Genomic DNA, 15860 nt, shown 5'->3' on the forward strand with positions numbered 1-15860 from the left:
CCGTGCGTGACAGGATGGCGGGGAACCACCGACGGAAGGAACTGACATGGCCGAGCTCAAGGACCGCCTGCGCGCCGACATGACCGCTGCGATGAAGGCGAAGGAGAAGGAGACCACGAAGGTCCTGCGTGCGGTGCTGACCGCCCTGCAGACCGAGGAGGTCTCCGGCGAGGCCGCACACGAGCTCACCGCCGACCAGGAGCTCGCCGTCGTCACCAAGCAGGTCCGTCAGCGTCGCGATTCCGCCGCCGAGTACGCGAGGGCCGGCCGCCAGGACCTCGCCGACACCGAGCTGGCAGAGGCCGAGATCCTGCAGAAGTACCTCCCCGAGCCTCTGTCGGCCGAGGATCTCGACGCGCTGGTCGAGGCCGAGATGGCGGCCGCCGGTCCAGACGTCTCGATGAAGCAGATGGGCCAGATCGTGAAGGCGGTCAACGCGAAGGCCCAGGGCCGGGCCGACGGCGGCACGGTCGCCGCGGCCGTCAAGAAGCGCCTCATGGCGAAGTGATCCCGAACCCCGCCGAACCAGGAGAGCCGAGCATGGACACCCGGATGCAGCAGCAGATCATCGACGAGCTCGAAGTCGTGGACCCGGCGACGTTCGACGCGGCGGCCGAGGCCGAGCGCCGCATCGCGTTCCTCGCCGACTACCTCGAGACGACGCGGTGCGCGGGCTACGTGCTCGGCATTTCCGGCGGCGTCGACTCCTCATTGGGTGGTCGCCTCGCCCAGCTGGCGTGCGAACGGGTACGCGAGCGCGGCGGGAACGCCACCTTCGTGGCGATGCGTCTGCCGTACGGGGTCCAGAAGGACGAGGACGACGCCCAGCGCGCGCTGGCGTTCATTCGCCCCGACGAGACCATGACGGTGAACGTCAAGCCGTCGGTCGACGGCATGTGGTCCGAGCTCTTGGGCGCGGGCATGCCGGTCAGCGACGACAAGGACGACTTCGTCAAGGGCAACGTCAAGGCCCGCGAGCGGATGATCGCCCAGTTCACCGTCGCCGGCGCGCGCAACATGCTCGTCATCGGCACCGACCAGGCGGCCGAGGCCGTGGTCGGCTTCTTCACGAAGTTCGGCGACGGCGCGTGCGACCTCACTCCCCTCGCGGGGCTGCCCAAGCGACGGGTGAAGGAGATCGCCCGCCATCTGGGTGCCGGAGAGCGCGTCGTCGAGAAGGTTCCCACCGCCGACCTCGAGGACGACAAGCCGCTGATCGCCGACGAGGTCGCACTCGGGGTCCGCTACAGCGACGTCGACGACTACCTCGAGGGCAAGGAGATCCCGGCCGAGGCCGAGAAGACGATCCTGGGCTGGTACCGGCGTACGGCCCACAAGCGGGCGCTGCCGGTCACGCCGCGCACGTGGGAGCGCCGCAAGCGCTCCTGACCACACGGAATGCGGATTGTTCCGCCCCCGGGGAACCTCGCGGGCGGCGTCCGCTTCGTACCCTCGTGATGGCAGCCGGTGGTCGGCGGCCGTGGTTCAGGGGGAACACCAAATGCGCAGGTCTGTGATCGCATCCGTAGCGGCTCTCGCAGTCGCTGCTCCGCTCGCCATCGGCGTGGGCGTCGCGTACGCCGACATCTCGTCCGACACAAAGCGGTTCTGCACCGTCCCATCGACCGACCGGATCGGTTGCACGATCTCCATCCCGATCGGTCAGCTCAACGACGGTGTCGACGAGGGCAGGCAGGTCAAGGCCATGCTGCACGGCGCCCCGAACGCCAAGATCGACTTCGCGGTCTTCCACGCCGACCGCACCAAGACGCCGATGAGGATCACCCGGGTGTCCCAGCCGACGGCCGTCGCCCTCGACGGTCGTGGCGACGCGACGGCCACGATCACCATCGACAAGCTGAAGGCCCCGATGACCGGCGGCAACGAGGACTTCTTCGTGGCTCCCGCCGACACCACCGACCCGGCGAAGGTGCCCGGCACCAACCGCGGCAAGGTCGAGCAGTTCCGTGTCAACTCGGCCCGTGCCAAATTCGTCGGGCTCTCCGCGAAGCCCCGCAGCGGCGACCGTTTCCTCCCTGGCGAGCAGATCGGCTACAAGCTCGAGGCGGGCCTGGCGGGTGACAAATACGTGGTCCAGCTCAAACGCGACGGCAAGTGGCAGAAGGTCAACGACCCCAAGGCTGCCCAGTACGCAGCGATCAGCCCGACCACCCGCACGGCGACGGTGTGGTGGACCATGCCGCCGCTGCCGGCCGGCTCCTACGACGTCCGCATCTCCAACGCCGCGGCGCCCGACGCGCCGGTCTGGTCCGACAAGTTCGAGGTCTCGGCGGGGTCGAGCGTCCCCCAGCCCACGACCGTGCCGCCGGCCACCCGGACGGCCAAGCCGTCGGGCTCCGCCTCGCCGTCGGCGACCGCCAAGCCGACGCCCCCGGCCAACCCGACGAAGACGCCGACCCGGACCGCCAAGCCCACGACCACGGCCAAGCAGTCGGGCTCCGCGACGCCCAAGCCCTCCACGACCGCCGCCCCGCGCGCCACAACGTCCCCGACCGTCACGACGCCGCCCCCGACGGATACGCCGACGAAGATCGACATGCGCGCCGCGTCGATGCTTGTCAACGAGGCCGGGGACAACACTCCGGTCTACACGCTCAACGGCGATGAGATGCACACCTTCGGCAAGCTCGCCGACGAGCACGGCCCGATCGCGAACGCCACCGTCGTGCTGCGCGACGTCACCGGCGGAGCCTCGCGCGAGCTGGGTCGGGCGACAACCGATGAGACCGGCAAGTTCGACATCACCGTGACGCTGCCGGCCGGCTGGCGCACCAACCGCGACTTCCGCGTCCAGCTGGCGTACGACGGCTCCAACACCCACAAGCCCATCTCGCTGGTGAAGCACCCACTCGACCACAACGCCACGCAGAACGGCGGGGAGACCGGTGACCCGACGGAGGGACGCCCCGATGCGAAGGGCCAGTCCTACACGCCGAGCGAGAAGGACGAGAAGGGCGGCCTGGCCAGCACCGGCCGCTGACCTCCCACCCACCGCTACACACGAGCGGCCCTCTTCGCAGGGGCCGTTCGCCGTGTTCCGGTGGGCGCTCAGCCGAGGGCGGCGAGGGCGTCGTCGGGGCGGTTGGTGATGATCGCGTCCACGCCGAGGGCCACGCACAGCTCGAGGTGTTCGCGCTCGTCGACGGTCCACACGTTGACCGCGACGCCGGCCTGGTGGGCGTACTCGACGACACCCCTGACCTGCAGGAATGGCAGGCACGGGTGGATCGCGGCCGCACCGAAGTCGGCGGCGTACTCCCAGGGCAGGTAGAGGCCCTCGGCGAACAGCAGTCCCAGCGGCACATCGCGGTCGAGCTGCTGCAGCGTCTTGAGGCTGTAGTGGTTGAACGACGAGACGAGCACACGCTCACGCATGCCGGACGCCTCGATGGCCGCCAGAGTGGCCTTCTCGATGCCCGGGTAGAAGTTGATGCCGTTCTTCAGCTCGACGTTGACCGACAGTCCGGTGGGACGCAGCGCCTCGAAGACCTCGGCAAGGGTCGGGAGCGCGACGCCGCTGAATCCGTCCATGCCGTTCGCGTAGTCGTGCCCACGCAGCTCGGCGAGCGTCATCGCGGCGACGGTGCCGGTTCCGTCGCTGGTGCGGTCGATCGTCTCGTCGTGGACGACCACCAGCTCGCCGTCGGCGCTGAGCTGGACATCGAGCTCGACGCCGTGGGCGCCCTGCTCGGCAGCCAGCAGAAAGGCTTCGATGGTGTTCTCGGGGGCGTACGCCGAGGCGCCGCGGTGGGCCCAGATCTTCGTCATGCGTCGATCGTTTCAGGTGCAGGTTTCCTGCTGGTGTACGCCGGGTCGCGGCTGTCGACGTACTCGACGCCGGCGGCGAGGCCGCTGAGCCCGCGGCGGGTGAAGAAGATCGACAGGATCGCGGCGAGGGCCCAGACCAGGCCGATGCCCTGCCCGACCCACGTGTCCTGGCCGAAGATCAGGACGGCTACGGGAACCATGACCGCCAGCGGCCGCAGGAGGCGCCGCCACCACTCGGGCGCCCGGCCGTCGCGCACGGGACGCAGGTAGGTGGTGCGCTGGCCGAGCGACGAGCCGTCGCCGCTGATGGTGGCGACGAGCGCGAAGACCACGACGATGACGTTGGCCGCGATCAACCACTTCTCCACCGCGGGTGTCGGGTTCTCGAGCGTGACCCGGCCGAGATAGCGGTAGACGAGGGTGATGAAGAACGCGGCCACCGCCCACACGACGAGGAAGTAGGTCATGTCGAGCACCTGCGACAGCCAGCGGCGCCCCTTGTCGACGGGCCGGGCGCGGTCGGCGGTGGCCTCGAGCTCGTCGGAGGTCGGGAACAGGTGCGGGAACAGCGTCGCCAGCGCGACGCCGACGAGCGTGCCGGTGGTGTTGGTGAACAGGTCGATGACGTCGGCCAGACGGTAGGCGCACTTGAACACGCCGTAGACGCCGGTGAACTGGGTGACCTCGATGAGCAGCGACGTGCCGAGGCCCACGAGCGCGGTGGTCAGCACCTTCCACTCGCCGATGCGGCGGCCGAACCAGCCCAGCGGCACGAACAGCGCGACGTTGAAGACCATCTCGAGCACGGAGAAGTCCATGAGCGCCTTGTGCAGCGGCAGCCCGGCGGTGGAGCTCTGGACGCGGCGTACCGCCTCGATGGGGTCGAGGTTGAGGCGCTGGTGGCGGGCGCACCACGCGTCCGACAGCGTCTGCGGCAGCGGGAACATCGTGTACGCGATCAGCGCCGCGCAGTAGACGAGCAGCGCGCACATCAGGCCCAGCCGGAGTTCGGCGATCTCGCCGTAGCGCCGGTACTGCCAGATGACGAACGGGATGAACAGCACGAGCGAGAGAGCGCCGCCCACCATGAGGGAGTTGATCGCGTTGTCCACCACGGGCAGGAGTCTCCCACGGCCGGCGGCGACCCATACATCGAGCACGCGCCCGGCACGAGCTGTCGCACCCTGTGCGTCTCGAACAGATCGGCGAGCGAGGCGTTCAGCCGCGCGATCGTCTCTTCGTGGACGCCGACCGCCGCCCAGACTTGATGTGTCCCTGCTCGGTGGCGCAGCTCGCGGCCCACGTCGCCGAGGTGCGCAGCGGGGCCTGGCGGCCGCTGTTGACGGCGTGCCCAGTGTCGGGCGGCTGGCAGTGGCCGACCCTCACCCGGCGGGTTCCCGGACGCATCCATCGGGCTGGAGCGGACACTCCACTCGCGCGTCGACCCACCGCTCCGCCCGGACCCAGGCATCAACACTCACAGGAGTGAACTGGTCGAGGAACCGGGCGCGATGGTCGCGCCAGACCCGGGCACATCCAGCACAGGACCTGAGCACGGCTCAGCCAACAGGGCGGCGTACTCGATACGGACCACCTGAAGTACCGCACCGTTCCCTCGGCGCTGGCGCACAGATACCAGTCGCTGCTGGCCGACACCAGAGCATGCGGCTCAACCACCAGTTATCGCGCGTGTGGCTTGGCGTGAGCGATAGGTCAGCTGCAACTGAAGACAGAGCACCTTTCACATCGGTATCCAAATATCCGTAAGTACAAACCCCTATTTGTGTTAGCGTGGTTCACGAACATAGGAGGTGGCACGTGGACGCGGCAGAAGCAATCGATGTTGACGTGGCGTTGCGCGCGTTGGCTGATGCCAACCGGCGCGCGATCTTGCGGGTGATCCGTTCAGGTCCGCAACCGGTGGGTGAAGTGGCCCACATGGTGGGCTTGTCGCAACAGACGACCTCCCACCACTTGCGGACGTTGGAACGTGCGGGTTTGGCCACGGTCACGGCTGATCGGACGCGTCATCTGTACGCGCTGAACACGGATGGCTTGGCGGCGGTGCGGTCGTATTTGGATGACTTCTGGCCCGGGAAGCTGGCCGCGTTGAAGTCCGTGATCGAACAGCGAGAGGCAGACCGTCATGGCTGAGTTTCGAGACTGGATCGAGATCGCCGCATCACCGGAGACTGTGTTCGCCTACCTCACGACGAACGAGGGCATGACGGCATGGATGGGCCAGTACGCCGATCTTGACCCCACCCCCGGCGGTCGGTTCGCCGTCGACATTGCCGGCTACCCCGTCCGCGGCGAGTACCTGGCGGTCGAGGAGCCCCGACGCGTGGTGGTCTCCTGGGGCTTCCCCGGCAACGACGAACTGCCGGCCGGGGCTTCCACTGTCGAGTTCGCGCTGACCGCGACCACGACGGGAACCCGCGTCGATCTACGGCACTTCAACCTGCCCGACGGTGCCGTTCGTGGCCACGCTGACGGTTGGGCCAACTTCCTGCCCCGCCTGCGCCTCGCGGGCGCAGGACGCGACGCCGGTCCCGACCACTGGCGTCCTCTCACAGACTGACACCGACCACAACACGGATGACGAAAGGAACCCCAGCATGACATCACTGACTCCCTACGAGATCGTCACGAGCTACCACCGGGCCTGGACCACAGGTGACATCGAGACCGCCATGACCTACGTCGCCGAAGACATCACCTGCCGAGCCCCCGGCGTCGATCTGGACGGCAAGCAGGCCTACCAGGGTTTCATCGCTGCTTTCGCGCCCAGCCTGACCGGGATCGGTGACATTGCCGAGTTCAGCGACGGTGACCGTGTGGCCCTGTTCTACTACCCGCAAACCGCGACCACCGACACAACACCCGCCGCCGAGTGCTTCACCATCCGTGACGGCAAGATCGTCGACAGCGTGCTGATCTTCGACCGGCTCTCCTACGGCCCGCCCACCCAAGGCTGACACGGATGACTGCCCCGACACCGCCACAGGACGCCCTCCTGCAGCGGGTACGTGAACTGGTTGTCGCCGAGCCCGACGTGCGTGAAGTGTCGATGTTCGGCGGTCGCGCGATCATGGTCAACAACAAGATGATCGTCAGCGTCGGCAAGGACGGCCGCCTCCTGGTCCGCGTCGACGCCACCAACCACGAGTCACTGCTGAACCAGCCAGGCGCAGACCAAGCCGAGATGGGCGCCGGGAGAACCATGGGCCCCGGCTGGATCACCGTCCACCCCGACGCGCTCGACGACCACCACCTGACCTTCTGGATCGACACCGCCATGACCTACAACCGCGCCATCACCGGGCTCGGATGAGGAGCAGTTCGACTCAGCTCAGACGGTGACGGACCCGAAGGTTGCCGGATCCTGACGGGCAGCAACTGCTTCGATCCGTGTCGAAGCGGCGAGCAGATATCGAGACCGCTGGTTGACTCGCGCACGCCAGCCTTGGACTTGCGCAAGGGCCTCGTCCAGGCTGCCGTTGGAGTGGATCTGTTCCAGCGCCGTCACGATGTGCGGGAGTGGGACGTGTCCGCGCCGCAACATGTGGACGAGGTGGGCGTCACGAACGTCCTCGGGTTGGTACTCGCGATTCCCGGCCGGGTGACGCCGCGGAGCCAATGCCCCTGCCTTCTCCCAGCTACGAAGAGTGGTCGGCGTCACGCCTAGCTTGCGTGCCAGTTCTCCGATCGTCAGGGGATCAGTAGTCGCTTCGGCAGGACGGCCTGCTGCCGCAGTCGCCAGTACCTTCTCAAGCCGGCCGAGGGTTTCCCGATCCTGAGCCAGTGACGCATGGGCTGCATCAAGGTGAGCCAACGCGTCGTCGACGTCGCCCCTGGTGATGGCCGTCATGATCCGCCTGGCGAGCCGGTATCCAACAGCTCGCACCAACAGCAGGAAGGCATGAAGAGCGTCCATGTGTCGCTGTTCGTAGACGCGGTATCCACTCGGGGAGCGCAGGGCTGGCGGCAGCAGCCCCTGCGCCTTCGTAGTTGCGGACGGCTTGTGGGGACACTCCTGCCGAGCGTGCGAGATCGATCGGCTTCATCAGATTCCCTTTTGAAGGTTGAAAGCAACATCAACCGAACTAGAAGGGCAAAGCGGCTCTTCACGAACGAGGGTGTAGTCGGTTGAGCGCGTCGGTGGCCGGGTAGGGGTCGAGGTCTCCCGGATGATGGAAGTTCTTCACGCTCGCCATCCCGAAAGACCTCGACGTGCTCCACCCTACTTTCGCGACCCCTGACCTGACCACGTTCTGCCGCCTCGACGAGCTCGGCCTCGTCGCCGTCGGCCAGCTGATCGAGCCGGATCGGGCCACGATCGAATGCCGCGTCGTCGAGGACGACCCGTGGTGTCGGAAGTGCGGTGTCGAGGGCGTGCCGCGGGACACGGTCACGCGTCGACTGGCGCACGAGCCGTTCGGGCACCGGCCGACGACCCTGCTGGTGCGGGTGCACCGGTACCGGTGCGGAAACTGCCGGCGCACGTGGCGGCAGGACATGACGCGGGCAGCGGCGCCGCGTGCGAAGATCTCCCGCGGCGGCCTGGAGTGGGCGCTGCGGGGCATCGTCATCGACCACCTCACCGTCACCCGCGTCGCCGCAGGTCTCGGGGTGTCCTGGAGTGCCGCGAACGCCGCCGTCCTCGCGGAAGGCAAGCGGCGCCTGATCGACGACCCCGCCCGGTTCGACGAGGTCACCACGATCGGTGTCGACGAGCACGTCTGGCGACACACGAGGCTGGGCGACAAGTACGTCACCGTGATCATCGACCTCACGCCCGCGAGGAACAAGACCGGGCCGGCGAGGCTGCTGGACATGGTCGAGGGCCGCTCCAAGGCGGTGTTCAAGCAGTGGCTCGTCGCCCGTCCTGCGGACTGGGCGAAGCGGATCGAGGTGGTCGCGATGGACGGCTTCGCCGGGTTCAAGACCGCTGCCGCCGAGGAACTCCGACGCCGTCCCCGTCATGGACCCGTTCCACGTGGTCCGCCTCGCCGGCGACGCGCTGGATGTCTGCCGGCGTCGGGTCCAGCAAGACACCACCGGTCACCGCGGGCTCAAGGGCGACCCGCTCTACAAAGCCCGCCGCACCCTGCACACCGGGGCGAGCCTGCTCACCGACCGGCAGCGGGCACGCCTGGACGCAGTGTTCGCGAGCGAGGAGCACGTCGAGGTCGAGGCGACCTGGGGCATCTACCAGCGCATCGTCGCGGCCTACCGGGAGCCCGACAAGAAGAAAGCGAAGGCGATGATGCAGGAGGTGATCGCTGCGATCAGCAGCGGCGTTCCCGCGGCGCTCGTCGAGGTCCGCAAGCTCGGCCGGACCATGAAGCAGCGGGCGGGCGACATCCTCGCGTTCTTCGACCGCCCCGGCACCAGCAACGGCCCGACCGAGGCCATCAACGGGCGACTCGAACACCTCCGCGGCTCCGCCCTCGGCTTCCGCAACCTCACCCACTACATCGCTCGGTCGCTGCTCGAAGCCGGAGGGTTCAGACCCGCGCTACACCCTCATTCGTGAAGAGCCGGCAAAGCTTACACCGAATATTCACAGTTACAATCATAAAGCGTGACCGAAGACATGGAACCGACAACCGCACCATCCCTCCGGCCGTATCTCGACTTGCCCCTGGCGAAGATCCGGGCAGTCACGGCCTTCAACGCATCGTGTGCTGAGTTGGTCCTGGGGCTGTTCGAGGCGGAGCATCCACAGGATGCTCGTCCCCGTGATGCCGTTGAGGCTGCGTGGGCGTTCGCTTCCGGGGAACCTCGATCTCGCAGACAACGGACCACGGCAGTGTCGGCCCACCGCGCTGCGAAAGCCCCGGGTCAATGCGCGAGCCACGCTGCTATGGCTGCTGGTGATGCAGCCGCCTCGGCGTACCCCCACCCCCTGGCGCGAGCCACGCAAGTCGGGCATATCCTGCGCGGGCCGTCGCATGCAGCCCTCGCGCTGCGGAAGAAGGCCGGGGGCTTTGTCTATCACGATGGGAGTCTGGATGTCGTTCTGGAACGGCTAACCCCAGCCGTCATTGAGGTTCTGTTCCTGTATCCCCAGCCCAGCAAAGGGGCCAGCGAGGTATCCGGAGTCATGAGCTCTCTGGACTCACTCATCCGGAGAATGGCGGGACGACAGTGCTGATCTGGACGGGCGCTGGTTCGCCGATAGCAGCCGGGCGTAAGCACTCCGTTGCCCTGCGCCCCGACGGATGTGTGGTTTGCACTGGCATTGGTGGGACTCCCGAGACCAGCACCGCACAGTGGCAAAGGATTGTGGCTGTGGCGGCGGGAAACGTTCATCTTGCCTCCAACACCGGGAAATCCCACACCGTGGGCCTTCGCGACGATGGAACAGTCGTGGCGACTGGATGGAACGGGGATGGGCAGTGCGATGTCCGTTCGTGGGGCACGGTCATTGGTATCGCTGCAGGATGGCGCCGCACCTTGGCGGTGCTGGCCGACGGAACAGTTCGAGCAGCTGGCCGTGGGCGGGAGCGCGCGTGTGACGTGGAGTCTTGGACGGAGGTCGTTGCGGTCGCAGCGGGAGACTGGCATAGCGTCGGCCTCCGATCCGATGGGACCGTCGTGGCCGTTGGAAACAACCAGCGGGGTCAATGTGAGGTAGCTTCTTGGAGCGCGATGCGGGCCATCGCGGCGGGCTACCTTCACACTGTTGGAGTCACGAGCGGCGGCGCTGTCCTCGTGGCCGGTGATCGGACGGCTGCACCAGCCCTAACCTCCATGTGGCGCAACATAGTTTCCATCGCTGCCGGGAGCCGTCACACAGTGGCGATAGACGCCGAAGGCAACGTATTCGCCGCCGGCGACAATACGTATGGACAATGCGATGTGGGCGGCTGGCACAACGTCGTGGCTGTTGCCGCTGGGGCGACTCATACCCTCGGCCTTCGCAGAGACGGTCTCGTCCTGGCCACAGGAAGCAATGCATTCCAACAATGTGAGACGGGCTCGTGGCGCGGACCGACCGTGTAGAAGCGCGACTCGGTGACTGCGCCGTGCCCGTCGCCCGACCTCAGGCGTCGAATGCTGTTTCTTCATCCCCGAGTGCCGTCCGGCCTCGTCGTGAGGTTGCAGCGGCACTGGAGGCGATGCCGCACGACCTCGGGCATCGATGGTCAATCGCCGAGCTGGCCCGGGTGGTGCATGTGTCAGGCTCACACTTGATGAGGTTGTTCACCGAGGAAATCGGGATGGCGCCGATTGCGTGGCTGACGCGTCGGCGTGTCCAGGAGATGGCTCGTCTGCTGCGACAAACGCGCCTGTCGATCCTGGAGATTGCTCGGCAGGCCGGTTGGCGAGATCGGGGTCACGCGTCAGAGCAGTTCAAGCGAATCACCTGGGCCCAAGACAGCAATAAGGCCCGAACCGAAACCATCGACGATGGCAAGGGTTCGAGCCTTGTGCGTGGGGTGGGCGCAGAGGGACTCGAACCCCCGACATCCTGCTTGTAAGGCAGACGCTCTAACCAACTGAGCTATGCGCCCGAGGGACGCTTTATGGTAGCGGCGATCTCCGCCACGGCCAATCGGGTCTCAGGCGGCGCGGAGATCGCGCAGGGCCTGCAGGTGGGCGGCGATGTCGCGTCCCTGTCCGGCCTCGCTGTAGTCGGTCCAGCGGATGACGGCGTCGGGGTCGATCAGGAACGAACCGCGGCGCGAGGCGCCCTTGGACTCGTCGAAGACGCCGAACCGCTGGGAGATGGCCCCGTGGGGCCAGTGGTCGGAGACCAGGTTGCAGCCGAAGCCCTCCGCGTCGGCGAAGACGCGCAACGAGAAGGTCGTGTCGCACGAGATGGCGGCGATGCGACACCCGAGGGCGTCAAACTGCGGCCGCAGGTCGCGCAGGGCGCGGAGCTCGGCGCTGCAGATGCCGGTGAAGGCATAGGGGTAGAAGAACAGCAGCCACCACGACCCGTCGGGAACCGCGGTGATCTGGCCGTATTGGTTCGTGCCCTCGAAGGGCTCGACCCGGGTGCCGGCCTCCGGCCTCACCGACGACCGCCCTTGGGCCGCACGAGACGCGTGGCGGCCCAGTCGGTGGAGACCCCGGCGGTGCCGGTCTGGGAGAAGCCCGCGGTGGTGGCGGCCTCGGCGATGTCAGCGGGCTCGACGTGACCCTCGCGGCCGACCTTCGGCGTCATCAGCCAGATCGAGCCGCCGGCGGTGAGGTCGGTCAGTGCGTCGACGAGCCCGTCGACCAGGTCGCCGTCCTCCTCGCGCCACCACAGCAGCACCGAGTCGACGGCCTCCATGGCCTCCTCCACCAGCTCGCCGTCGATCGAGTCCTCGATCGCGACACGGAAGTCGTCGTCGACGTCTTCGTCCCAGCCCAACTCCTGGACGACCATGCCCTGCCTGAGGCCCAGCTTGTCGGCGATCGCCGCGACGCCTGGTCCTGTGCTGCCCACCCGATCCTCGCTTCTTTCTCCGCCGTGCCCCGAGGGCACGAGCAAGTACGCCGCGTACGGCCTTGGTCAAATCGTGCCAGACGCACCCGGACCGGAGGAACAGGAGGGGGGTGAGGGGCGTGATGACAACCACGGTCCCCCGTGAAACCGACCGGGCGGGAAGTGAGAGGATGACCCGGAATGCACCTGCATTCACACGCACGCAGTAAGGAGTCTGCATGGCCAGGCCAGGAGAGCGCCCCGCGATCACCGCCGAGGGCACGGCATTCCAGCTTCCCGACATCGATCCCGAGGAGACCCAGGAGTGGCTCGACTCGTTCGACGGCCTGCTGGACGCCTCGGGACAGAACCGCGCACGGTTCATGATGCTGAAGATGCTCGACCGAGCGCGCCAGCGTCAGGTGGGACTGCCGGCGCTGCGCAGCAGCGACTACATCAACACCATCGCCCCCGAGGACGAGCCCTACTTCCCCGGTGACGAGGACCTCGAGCGCCTGATCCGCCGCGCGATCCGCTGGAACGCCGCGATCATGGTCTCCAAGGCCAACCGCAAGGGCCTCGAGGTGGGCGGCCACATCGCCACCTACCAGTCAGCCGCGTCGCTGTACGAGGTCGGCTACAACCACTTCTTCCGCGGCAAGGACCATCCGGGCGGCGGCGACCACGTCTTCGTCCAGGGCCACGCCGCACCGGGCATCTACGCCCGCTCGTTCCTGCTCGGCCGCCTGAGCGCCGACCAGCTCGATGGCTTCCGTCAGGAGCACTCGCGCGGCGCCGGCAACGGCCTGTCGTCCTACCCGCACCCGCGCTCGATGCCGAGCTTCTGGGAGCACCCGACGGTGTCGATGGGCATCGGCGCGATGACGTCGATCTATCAGGCGCGCTTCAACCGCTACCTGCACAACCGCGGCATCAAGGACACCTCCCAGCAGCACGTGTGGGCGTTCCTCGGTGACGGCGAGATGGGCGAGCCCGAGTCGCTGGGCGCGATCAACGTCGCCGCGCGCGAGGGCTTGGACAACCTGACGTTCGTCATCAACTGCAACCTGCAGCAGCTCGACGGCCCGGTGCGCGGCAACGGCAAGATCGTCCAGGAGCTCGAGTCTCTGTTCCTCGGCGCCGGCTGGAACGTCATCAAGGTGCTGTGGGGCCGTGACTGGGACCCGCTGCTCGCCCAGGACGTCGACGGTGCGCTGGTGAACAAGATGAACACCACGCCCGACGGGCAATTCCAGACCTACACGACCGAGGACGGCGCGTACATCCGCGACCACTTCTTCGACGACCCGCGCCTGGCGCGCATGGTCGCCGATATGTCCGACGACCAGATCAAGAACCTGTCGCGCGGCGGCCACGACTACCGCAAGGTGTACGCGGCGTTCAGCTCGGCGTTCAACCACGTCGGCCAGCCCACGGTCATCCTCGCCCAGACGGTGAAGGGCTGGACGATCGACGCCCTCGAGGCGAAGAACGCTACCCACCAGATGAAGAAGCTCACGGTGGCCGACCTCAAGGCCTTCCGCGACCGCATCAAGATCCCGATCCCCGACTCCCATCTCGAGGACGCGTACAACCCGCCCTACTACCACCCGGGCAACGACTCCGAGGTCATCAAGTACATGATCGACCGGCGCATGAAGCTCGGGGGCTACGCCCCCGAGCGCCGTGTGAACCCCCGCAAGCTGGAGCTGCCGGCCGACAAGACCTACAAGCCGCTGCTGGCCAAGCCCGCCGAGGGCCACGCCGTCCCGAAGGTCGCCACGACGCAGGCGTTCGTGCGCCTGCTGCGCGACCTGATGAAGGACCCGGAGATCGGCCAGCGCATCGTCCCGATCGCGCCCGACGAGTTCCGCACCTTCGGCATGGACTCGATGTTCCCGACCGCCAAGATCTACAACCCGGCGGGCCAGAACTACGAGTCGGTCGACCGCAAGCTGCTGCTGTCGTGGAAGGAGTCGGCCCAGGGCCAGCTGCTGCACGAGGGCATCTCCGAGGCCGGCGCGCTGTCGTCGTTCACGGCGGCGGGCACGGCGTACGCGACCCACGGCGAGCCGATGATCCCGGTCTACCTGTTCTACTCGATGTTCGGCTTCCAGCGCGTCGGCGACTTCATCTGGGCGGCCACCGACCAGCTGTCTCGCGGCTTCCTCATGGGCGCCACCGCCGGTCGCACCACCCTGACCGGTGAGGGCCTGCAGCACGCCGACGGTCACTCGCCGCTGCTGGCGGCGACCAACCCCGCGGTTGTCCACTACGACCCCGCGTTCGCGTTCGAGGTCGCCCACATCGTCAAGGACGGCCTGCGCCGCATGTACGGCTACGGCGGCGACCCCGACCACCCCAACGGCGAGGACGTCATCTATTACCTGACGGTCTACAACGAGCCGACGGAGCAGCCGGGTGCGCCCGACGACCTCGACGTCGAGGGCCTGCTGAAGGGCATCCACCTCTACCGTCCGGCCGAGGACCGCGGCAACGCCAAGGCCCAGATCCTCGCCTCGGGCGTGTCGGTGCCGGCTGCGCTCAAGGCCCAGCAGATGCTCGCCGAGGAGTGGCACGTCGACGCCGACGTCTGGTCGGTGACGTCGTGGAACGAGCTGGCCCGCGAGGCCATGCACGTCGAGGACGACAACTTCAACCATCCCGAGGCCGAGAACAAGACGCCGTACATCACCTCGCGCCTCGAGAGTGCCGAGGGTCCGGTCGTCGCCGTCAGCGACTACCAGCGCGCGGTCATGGACCAGATCCGTCCGTACGTGCCGAACACGTGGCGCTCGCTGGGCACCGACGGGTTCGGCTTCGCCGACACCCGCGCGGCGGCGCGTCGGTTCTTCCACACCGACGCCGAGTCGATCGTCGTCGCGACGCTCGACGCGCTGGCCCGCGATGGGAAGTACCGCAAGGAGGCCCCGGCCGAGGCCTTCAAGAAATACCAGGTCGACGACCCCACGGCCGTCGCCGGTGTGAAGCAGGAGGGCGCCGGCGCCTGAGGCCCGACGTCCGGGACGGCCCCGTGGTTCTCCTGAACCGCGGGGCCGTCCCGCGTTCGCACCCGGTTGACTGACCCGTGGTAATGCAACGATGGGGCTCCCCCACCTTGAGGAGCGACATGTCGACTGGCCGAACTGGATGGGCGATCTGCCCACGTGGATCACGACGCTCGCGGTGGTGGTCGCCGCGGGCCAGTTCCTGACCGACCGCAACCGGCGGCAGGCCGAGCGCGACCGCGAGGCCAAGGCCCAGGCCTCCCGGCTCACCGCGTGGGCCGTCACCGACCCGGACCCCGAACACCGCCGCTACGGCGTGATGCTGTCGAACACCTCGGGCTCCACCTTCCACGACGTCGAGGTCCGCGTACGCATGCACGGCGCCGAGACCGAGCGCCCGCTCAGGCTCAACATCCTTCCGCCGGGCTCGTTCTGCGCGCTGCTGAATCCTCCGGGCAGCCCGTTCGTCTGGGACTTCGCCGACTCCCCCGAGTGCCACCACGGTCACCTGCGGCCGTACATGAAGAGCGACAAGTATCAGATCCTCGCGGTGTGCTTCACCGACAACCTGGGTCAGCGCTGGGCGACCGATCACCGCGCGGTGCTGACGCTGCTGAGGGGCTGACCCGTCTCATCCC

Annotated in this window: 17 protein-coding genes, 1 tRNA gene and 1 pseudogene; 13 read left to right on the forward strand and 6 right to left on the reverse strand. The window is 67.6% G+C overall.

Annotated features, from left to right (window positions below):
- Positions 1–46: 46 nt before the first annotated feature.
- From ACYVGD_RS09475 to ACYVGD_RS09485, 3 genes are all read left to right on the forward strand, one after another.
- On the forward strand, positions 47–508 hold the full coding sequence (locus tag ACYVGD_RS09475; protein WP_460743152.1) for a GatB/YqeY domain-containing protein: 462 nt from the start codon (positions 47–49) through the stop codon (positions 506–508).
- Positions 509–540: 32 nt separating this feature from the next.
- Positions 541–1389, forward strand: a complete 849-nt coding sequence (nadE, locus tag ACYVGD_RS09480) for an ammonia-dependent NAD(+) synthetase (RefSeq protein WP_460743154.1) — start codon at positions 541–543, stop codon at positions 1387–1389.
- A gap of 124 nt (positions 1390–1513) precedes the next feature.
- A complete protein-coding gene (locus tag ACYVGD_RS09485) occupies positions 1514–3001 on the forward strand; it encodes a carboxypeptidase-like regulatory domain-containing protein (protein WP_460743156.1) in 1488 nt (495 codons plus the stop codon).
- Positions 3002–3069: 68 nt separating this feature from the next.
- Here the strand turns inward: ACYVGD_RS09485 and ACYVGD_RS09490 are convergent, their stop codons facing one another.
- Positions 3070–3789 (reverse strand): glycerophosphodiester phosphodiesterase, encoded by a 720-nt coding sequence (locus tag ACYVGD_RS09490; protein WP_460743158.1) that lies wholly within the window; start codon positions 3787–3789, stop codon positions 3070–3072.
- Positions 3786–4904, reverse strand: a complete 1119-nt coding sequence (locus ACYVGD_RS09495) for a VanZ family protein (protein WP_460743160.1) — start codon at positions 4902–4904, stop codon at positions 3786–3788. The genes ACYVGD_RS09490 and ACYVGD_RS09495 overlap by 4 nt, the downstream gene beginning before the upstream one ends.
- A gap of 703 nt (positions 4905–5607) precedes the next feature.
- Between ACYVGD_RS09495 and ACYVGD_RS09500 the strand changes: the two genes are divergently transcribed.
- The 4 genes from ACYVGD_RS09500 to ACYVGD_RS09515 are packed head-to-tail and all read left to right on the forward strand — an operon-like array spanning position 5608 to position 7123.
- Positions 5608–5943: an ArsR/SmtB family transcription factor gene (locus ACYVGD_RS09500; RefSeq protein ID WP_460743162.1), complete on the forward strand. Its 336-nt coding sequence runs from the start codon at positions 5608–5610 to the stop codon at positions 5941–5943.
- A complete protein-coding gene (locus tag ACYVGD_RS09505; protein ID WP_460743164.1) occupies positions 5936–6370 on the forward strand; it encodes an SRPBCC family protein in 435 nt (144 codons plus the stop codon). The genes ACYVGD_RS09500 and ACYVGD_RS09505 overlap by 8 nt, the downstream gene beginning before the upstream one ends.
- A 37-nt stretch (positions 6371–6407) precedes the next feature.
- The gene (locus ACYVGD_RS09510) at positions 6408–6767 is read left to right on the forward strand and encodes a nuclear transport factor 2 family protein (protein ID WP_460743166.1); all 360 of its coding nucleotides are present in this window, start codon (positions 6408–6410) and stop codon (positions 6765–6767) included.
- A gap of 5 nt (positions 6768–6772) precedes the next feature.
- Positions 6773–7123, forward strand: a complete 351-nt coding sequence (locus tag ACYVGD_RS09515) for a TfoX/Sxy family protein (RefSeq protein ID WP_460743168.1) — start codon at positions 6773–6775, stop codon at positions 7121–7123.
- Positions 7124–7141: 18 nt separating this feature from the next.
- Here ACYVGD_RS09515 and ACYVGD_RS09520 read toward each other — a convergent pair whose 3' ends face one another.
- A complete protein-coding gene (locus ACYVGD_RS09520; RefSeq protein WP_460743170.1) occupies positions 7142–7660 on the reverse strand; it encodes a MerR family transcriptional regulator in 519 nt (172 codons plus the stop codon).
- 362 nt (positions 7661–8022) lie between these two features.
- On the opposite strand from ACYVGD_RS09520, the pseudogene ACYVGD_RS09525 reads away from it, so the two are divergent.
- The 4 genes and pseudogenes from ACYVGD_RS09525 (at position 8023) to ACYVGD_RS09540 (ending at position 11279) form a co-directional block, all read left to right on the forward strand.
- A pseudogene (locus ACYVGD_RS09525) lies at positions 8023–9328 on the forward strand (ISL3 family transposase).
- 60 nt (positions 9329–9388) lie between these two features.
- The gene (locus tag ACYVGD_RS09530) at positions 9389–9949 is read left to right on the forward strand and encodes a putative immunity protein (RefSeq protein WP_460743395.1); all 561 of its coding nucleotides are present in this window, start codon (positions 9389–9391) and stop codon (positions 9947–9949) included.
- A 137-nt stretch (positions 9950–10086) separates the two neighbouring features.
- The gene (locus tag ACYVGD_RS09535; protein ID WP_460743172.1) at positions 10087–10800 is read left to right on the forward strand and encodes an RCC1 domain-containing protein; all 714 of its coding nucleotides are present in this window, start codon (positions 10087–10089) and stop codon (positions 10798–10800) included.
- Between the two features lie 116 nt (positions 10801–10916).
- Complete coding sequence (locus ACYVGD_RS09540; RefSeq protein ID WP_460743397.1) at positions 10917–11279, forward strand: helix-turn-helix transcriptional regulator; 363 nt, start codon at positions 10917–10919, stop codon at positions 11277–11279.
- Here ACYVGD_RS09540 and ACYVGD_RS09545 read toward each other — a convergent pair.
- The 3 genes from ACYVGD_RS09545 to ACYVGD_RS09555 form a co-directional block, all read right to left on the reverse strand.
- Positions 11239–11312: transfer RNA gene (locus ACYVGD_RS09545), tRNA-Val, on the reverse strand. The genes ACYVGD_RS09540 and ACYVGD_RS09545 overlap by 41 nt on opposite strands.
- A 48-nt stretch (positions 11313–11360) precedes the next feature.
- Positions 11361–11819 (reverse strand): redoxin domain-containing protein, encoded by a 459-nt coding sequence (locus ACYVGD_RS09550; protein ID WP_460743174.1) that lies wholly within the window; start codon positions 11817–11819, stop codon positions 11361–11363.
- Positions 11816–12235, reverse strand: coding sequence for a DUF3052 domain-containing protein (locus tag ACYVGD_RS09555; RefSeq protein ID WP_460743176.1), 420 nt, complete (start codon positions 12233–12235; stop codon positions 11816–11818). Before ACYVGD_RS09555 ends, ACYVGD_RS09550 begins: the two co-directional genes overlap by 4 nt.
- A gap of 218 nt (positions 12236–12453) precedes the next feature.
- Here ACYVGD_RS09555 and aceE point away from each other — a divergent pair, with 218 nt between their 5' ends.
- Both aceE and ACYVGD_RS09565 read left to right on the forward strand, forming a co-directional pair.
- Positions 12454–15225 carry a pyruvate dehydrogenase (acetyl-transferring), homodimeric type gene (aceE, locus tag ACYVGD_RS09560; protein ID WP_460743178.1) on the forward strand — a complete coding sequence of 924 codons (2772 nt, stop codon included), beginning with the start codon at positions 12454–12456 and terminating at the stop codon, positions 15223–15225.
- A 91-nt stretch (positions 15226–15316) separates the two neighbouring features.
- Positions 15317–15847: a hypothetical protein gene (locus ACYVGD_RS09565; protein ID WP_460743180.1), complete on the forward strand. Its 531-nt coding sequence runs from the start codon at positions 15317–15319 to the stop codon at positions 15845–15847.
- Positions 15848–15860 lie beyond the last annotated feature (13 nt).

It is taken from the genome of Mariniluteicoccus endophyticus, from assembly GCF_054780035.1.

Excerpts from the sequence above, each read along its gene's own strand:
- ACYVGD_RS09475 (WP_460743152.1), top strand. The coding sequence starts at position 47 with ATGGCCGAGCTCAAGGACCGCCTGCGCGCCGACATGACCGCTGCGATG.
- nadE (WP_460743154.1), top strand. The coding sequence starts at position 541 with ATGGACACCCGGATGCAGCAGCAGATCATCGACGAGCTCGAAGTCGTG.
- ACYVGD_RS09490 (WP_460743158.1), bottom strand. The coding sequence starts at position 3,789 with ATGACGAAGATCTGGGCCCACCGCGGCGCCTCGGCGTACGCCCCCGAG.
- ACYVGD_RS09505 (WP_460743164.1), top strand. The coding sequence starts at position 5,936 with ATGGCTGAGTTTCGAGACTGGATCGAGATCGCCGCATCACCGGAGACT.
- ACYVGD_RS09510 (WP_460743166.1), top strand. The coding sequence starts at position 6,408 with ATGACATCACTGACTCCCTACGAGATCGTCACGAGCTACCACCGGGCC.
- ACYVGD_RS09515 (WP_460743168.1), top strand. The coding sequence starts at position 6,773 with ATGACTGCCCCGACACCGCCACAGGACGCCCTCCTGCAGCGGGTACGT.
- ACYVGD_RS09520 (WP_460743170.1), bottom strand. The coding sequence starts at position 7,660 with ATGACGGCCATCACCAGGGGCGACGTCGACGACGCGTTGGCTCACCTT.
- ACYVGD_RS09530 (WP_460743395.1), top strand. The coding sequence starts at position 9,389 with ATGGAACCGACAACCGCACCATCCCTCCGGCCGTATCTCGACTTGCCC.
- ACYVGD_RS09540 (WP_460743397.1), top strand. The coding sequence starts at position 10,917 with ATGCCGCACGACCTCGGGCATCGATGGTCAATCGCCGAGCTGGCCCGG.
- aceE (WP_460743178.1), top strand. The coding sequence starts at position 12,454 with ATGGCCAGGCCAGGAGAGCGCCCCGCGATCACCGCCGAGGGCACGGCA.
- ACYVGD_RS09565 (WP_460743180.1), top strand. The coding sequence starts at position 15,317 with ATGGGGCTCCCCCACCTTGAGGAGCGACATGTCGACTGGCCGAACTGG.